The following is a 5,109-nucleotide window of genomic DNA, read 5'->3' as shown; positions in this document are numbered from 1 at the left end:
TGCAGCGCAATCGTGTCGCCAGCTTGCGCAACCTTCAGCGCCTGAGCCAGACCCGCGGTACTGCTAACCGTTAAAGTGGACACCGTTTAACTCCCAAGGCTCAGTATGGTTTCGGCGCGATGAAACGCAGCCTTCCCGACACCCTTAGGAATAAGGTCGCCCCATTAGCTCGCCATGAATGACGATGGTTAATTTCCATGTAACCAAATGGCGCCAAAAAACATACACGTTCAATTGGAAGCAACCGCACAAAATCCGCATGCATGCCCGAGCTAACACTCGAGTACACGTTAATTTATATTGCAATATCGGATGTGAATACGCCGCTATATGCCATGAACGACGGAGATTTTGGATCAGACATCTCGTCGCAGGGGGAAATACTCCCTCCAGCCCAATGGCACCGCGCGACAGGCAACGGCCACAGCCGGGAGCAGGCGCCACCACCCCATGCGGGTCACTGCATCGTTTGCGATCGCGCCAGCTCCCCGTCACAATAGATTCCGCTGAAACGATCCGCCCGCCACAGCCCCCGCCTTAGCCAAAAATTAGAGGGCTAGGGTTTAGCGCCAGCGCGGCTGGCAATCGCGATGGAGGCCTCATGAGCGTCGGGCGACACACGTCGTACAACATCGCTGGGGCGGTCATCCCGTTAGCGGTAAGCTTGATTACGGTACCCCTATACCTTCGACTTATCGGGCCGGATCGTTATGGAGTACTGTCAATCGCTTGGCTGTTGCTCGGCTATTTCGGGCTCTTTGATCTCGGGCTTGGAAGAGCAACTTCGTTTAGAATAGCGGCTCTGCGTGACGCGAGCCCTCAAGATAGAGCCGACACGTTTTGGGCGGCGCTCACAGTCAACATCGGCATGGGCCTCATCGGAGGCTTGGCGCTGTGGCTGGTGGGGACCTACTTCTTTAGCGAGGTCTTCAAGGTAGACGAACGCCTTCGCCCAGAGATCCTTGCAGCGACCCCCCTTCTCGCAGCGGCAGTACCAATTTCGACTCTGATGGGCGTACTAACCGGCGCCCTGCAAGGCAGAGAAAAATTCCTGCAGACAAACGCCGTCTCCGTCGTTTCAACGACGCTGTTCCAACTCATTCCGCTAGGTTTGGCGGCCGCGCTTGGCCCTAACTTGGTGATGATCTTGGGCGCGGCGGTCGCAACCAGGATCATGGCGCTGCTCATTCTGGCCTACTCTTGCCACACCGAAGTCACCCGAGGCCTCCTTCGCCGGCTCGAAAAGCGGGAATTCGCCGTGCTCATGAGGTACGGAGGCTGGGTAACTGTCACTTCGATGTTCGGCCCCCTCCTCACTATCGTTGATCGCTTCGCCATCGGCGCGGTCCTCGGAGCAAAGGCGGTCGCAGCCTACAATGTGCCGTTTCAGCTCTCGAAACAGATTGCGATCCTCCCCAGCGCCCTCCTCAACGCCTTGTTCCCTAGGTTGTCAGCCGCGCCCCCAGCTGAGCAACGACTGATGGGCGAGCGAGCAACACTGACTCTGGCAAGCCTTCTGAGCCTTCCCGTCCTTGCCGGTATATTTCTACTTGAACCCTTTTTGCACATCTGGATTGGTGCCGAGCTTGGCGCTCAGGGAGCATCAGCTGGCCGGATATTGTTGATTGGATTTTGGGCCAATGCATTTGCCCTGGTCCCATATACAAGACTCCAGGCCTCTGGGCGCCCAGACCTCGTCGCCAAGGTGCTTCTGATGGAAATTCCGCCCTACCTTGGCGGTCTTTATCTTGGAATGATTCACTTTGGACTGCTGGGAGCAGCCATGGCGTTGAGCGTGCGCTTCGCGGTTGATTACGCGCTACTCACGTGGGTCGCTGGACGAAAGTTCGTCGGGTGGCCCGCCTTGGTGGCGAACGCCGTACTACTGGTGTTGGCCGCCTGGTGCGCCGGAAAGTGGAAAATCACAGAATCGGCGTGGTGGGCTACAGCCGCTGCGCTTGGAGCAGCCTGCCTCCTCGTTGGTTGGCGCACGCTCCCCGACGAAATCAAAAAAACGGCGCTTCAACGGCTACGCAGTTTCCGGATCAAAACATCCTGAGCTATGCCTTGGTCGAGCACTACGCCCGATTGACGGAGCTAATCGGCCCGCTGTCGGTTTGGAAGGGACGTAGAAAAGATGCTAGCTCATTTCCGAACGCCAAAGCCTATTGCAGCGGAAACGGTAGTCCTAAAGCCGTATGCACAGCCAGTAAGGTCACTTTCCGGCAAATTAGCTCCGTGGTTGATCGTCCCTACGCTAGCAATACTTCTCATTGTCTACGGATTTTTCTTCGCGATCACCGCCCCCTACTACGTTGTTCAGTTCGCTTTTCCGATCGCGTTCCTCGGCGCTGTAAGTATATGGGCCCTACCGGACTCGAAGAAAAACCCCAGCCATCTTACGGATGGCTTTCTCTTCGCCTTCCTAATTTGCCTTGTCTTGTGGCCGAGATACCTGGCCCTCGCCCTTCCGGGACTGCCATGGATCACTACGATCCGGCTCACGGGCGTGCCGCTCGTGTTCATACTTCTCATTTCCGCATCCATCTCGAGCGAATTCCGCGTGAAGATGGTGGCCATCCTCAACTCGACACCAGCAATCTGGAAGATCCTCTGCGTCTTTCTGGTCGTTCAGATTCTCACGATCCCATTTGCAAAAGCGCCCTTCACAACCATCAATCGGGTCATAAACGCACAAATCAGCTGGACGGCCATTTTCTTCGCGGCCTGTTATGTCTTCAGCAAACCGGGACGCGCCGAACGATGGTTCGCTCTCATGTGGGTCCTCGCGCTCTCTGTAGGCGTGCTGGCTGTCATAGAGCGCCCGATCGGCCATGTGCCCTGGGCCGGCCACATCCCAAGCTTCTTGAAAGTTGAAGACGACAGCGTCGCACGCATTCTTGTTGGCGGCGTCCGAATGTATGGCGGCGGCTACAGAGTGCAGGGTCCTTTCACAACCAGCTTGGGTTTGGCTGAGTTTATGGCCCTAAGCCTCCCCTTTGTTATGCACTTCGCTGTCGGCCAATATCGGCTGGCCATCCGCTTGGCGGCCGCGATCTCAGTGCCATTCCTCATCTACATAATCCTGCTCACGGATTCCCGCCTGGGCCTGCTGGGTGCCTTCGCTGCCTTCCTAGCCTATGTGCTGATCCGAGCACTTTTGGAGTGGAGGCGCCGTCGCGACAGCCTCATCCCGCCGGCGGTCCTCTTTGGATTTCCGGCGCTGCTCACCGCCGTCATCGCCTCCACCTTCTTAGTAGGACGGATCAGATCGCGCATTTGGGGCGGTCAATATCAGTCCAGCAACGAAGGGAGAATGGAGCAGATTTCGGCCGGCATTCCGAAGATACTTCACCAGCCCATTGGACACGGAATGAACAATGCAGGTCCAGTTCTGGGATGGGTTCAGCCAAATGGACTACTCACTATTGATGTATATTATCTAGCCGTAGCCCTAGATTATGGAATTGTCGGATTTTTTGCTTTCTTTGGCTTCTTCTCTCTCGGAATATCAAAGGGCTTTAAGCAAGCGCTGCTCACCGACGAGAAGGGTACCGATTTTTCGCTGCTCGTCCCGCTCACCGTGGGCCTGATAACCTGGATACTTATCAAGGCCGTCTTTGCAGATGAAGGAAACCACGCCATCGCATTCATGATGATGGGCATGATCGTGGCGCTGGTGTACCGCACCAACCTAATCATTCAGACTCGAGACGGGCCGACAACGGCGCCAGATGCCGCGAGCAAGACCACCGCCAGATGAGGGCGCAGACTCTGACGCCGCCAGACATAGCGCGAAGGCTCCAGCGCCTGGCGAGGCCACGCGCCAGCTCCGACGACGCACTTGGCCAACCCGAGGTGCCGCCTCAATAAGCCGAAGGTTGCCCGAAAAAGAATCTTAACCGCCGCCATCTATAGTTGCCATTCTGTATTTCCGATGGGAGCCGCGACAAGGCGTGGAGCATTCGACGGCACCTCAGGAAGAACGACGCCAGCAAGCGCGCACCCCGTTCCGCCGCCGCCGTCGCCCAACCGAGCGCGTCTTCACCCTCGGGGTCCATGTTGATCTCGTTCGCCCCGAAGAAGTAATGCATCACGTCGTCGAGGCCGTAGCTTCGGGTGAACGCTGGCGCATCGGAAATCATAATGCACACAGCATCTATCTTTCCAAAATTAACGCCGACTTCGCGGCCTTCTTTGATGCAGCAGACCTCATCGAAATCGATTCAACACCACTGATCTTTTTCACTCGAATTCTCGGACTTCACACTCGCCCCTTCCACCGCTGCACGTACTTGGATTGGCGGGAACACTTCTGGAGCCTTGCGAACCGCAATCAGTGGCGGATTTTCTATCTCGGAGGCGCGCCAGATGTGGCTGAGCGGGCCGCGGAGAGCTTGCGCCGCCGCTACCCAGGAGTCCTCATATCCGCCAGGAACGGGTACTTCGACGTCAGCGCAGGGTCCAATGAGAACACGAGCGTGATCGATGAAGTGACGGCCTTCCAGCCGCAGATTCTCTTCGTCGGCATGGGAATGCCTCGTCAAGAAATCTGGATACAGCAGAACATCGATCTTCTTCCAGCATGCGTGGTCTTCTCGGTCGGCGCCGCATTTGACTACGAGGCTGGCGTGCAATGCGCCGCACCGCGCTGGATGGGGCGCGCTGGGATCGAGTGGCTCTTTCGCTTGGTGGGCGACCCTCGCCGACTATTCTTCCGCTACTGCATCGAGCCGTGGTTTCTTTTGCCGGCCTGTTGCGCAGATATCGCCAGAGCGATTGTGGACAGACGGCTCCTTCGATCGCACGAAAAGACGAGAACCAAAATTCGAAGGGCGGATGCCGCCAATCTAGGCGCGCCACCATTTTGAAAAAGACGCCATTTCATTAGCAAAAATTCGAAGCAGATTAGAATATATACCCGTCAGGAATTTGAAATTGATACAAGGAAAGAATTCCCTGTGAAAATTTAGGTTCAAATGAGAACAAATCCACACGATTGCCATCGTAGTTATTTGTACTCACCCACTCATGATCGATCACTCGCTGCTCTATGGCAGCTTTCCCGAAGTCCGTTACGGCGGTGTTCACCTCGTTGTCGATCTTCGT

The 5,109-nt window shown here is 56.3% G+C and carries 4 protein-coding genes; 3 read left to right on the top strand and 1 reads right to left on the bottom strand.

Translation table 11 applies throughout. The features are described from left to right. Window positions 1–601: 601 nt before the first annotated feature. The 3 genes from ASE02_RS10900 (at window position 602) to ASE02_RS10890 (ending at window position 4,871) form a co-directional block, all read left to right on the top strand. Window positions 602–2,059: a flippase gene (locus tag ASE02_RS10900; RefSeq protein ID WP_056734070.1), complete on the top strand. Its 1,458-nt coding sequence runs from the start codon at window positions 602–604 to the stop codon at window positions 2,057–2,059. Window positions 2,060–2,242: 183 nt separating this feature from the next. Next, the gene (locus tag ASE02_RS10895; RefSeq protein ID WP_056734068.1) at window positions 2,243–3,763 is read left to right on the top strand and encodes an O-antigen ligase; all 1,521 of its coding nucleotides are present in this window, start codon (window positions 2,243–2,245) and stop codon (window positions 3,761–3,763) included. A 193-nt stretch (window positions 3,764–3,956) separates the two neighbouring features. Beyond that, window positions 3,957–4,871, top strand: a complete 915-nt coding sequence (locus ASE02_RS10890) for a WecB/TagA/CpsF family glycosyltransferase (RefSeq protein WP_056734065.1) — start codon at window positions 3,957–3,959, stop codon at window positions 4,869–4,871. 37 nt (window positions 4,872–4,908) lie between these two features. Here the strand turns inward: ASE02_RS10890 and ASE02_RS22965 are convergent. Beyond that, the coding region (locus ASE02_RS22965; protein WP_235536667.1) for a hypothetical protein at window positions 4,909–5,109 on the bottom strand (201 nt) is incomplete at its 5' end.

This window comes from Phenylobacterium sp. Root700, assembly GCF_001429025.1.
Lineage (GTDB): Bacteria > Pseudomonadota > Alphaproteobacteria > Caulobacterales > Caulobacteraceae > Phenylobacterium.
The sequence above is the reverse complement of the archived record's forward strand: the minus strand, read 5'-3'. Positions and strand labels throughout refer to the sequence as shown.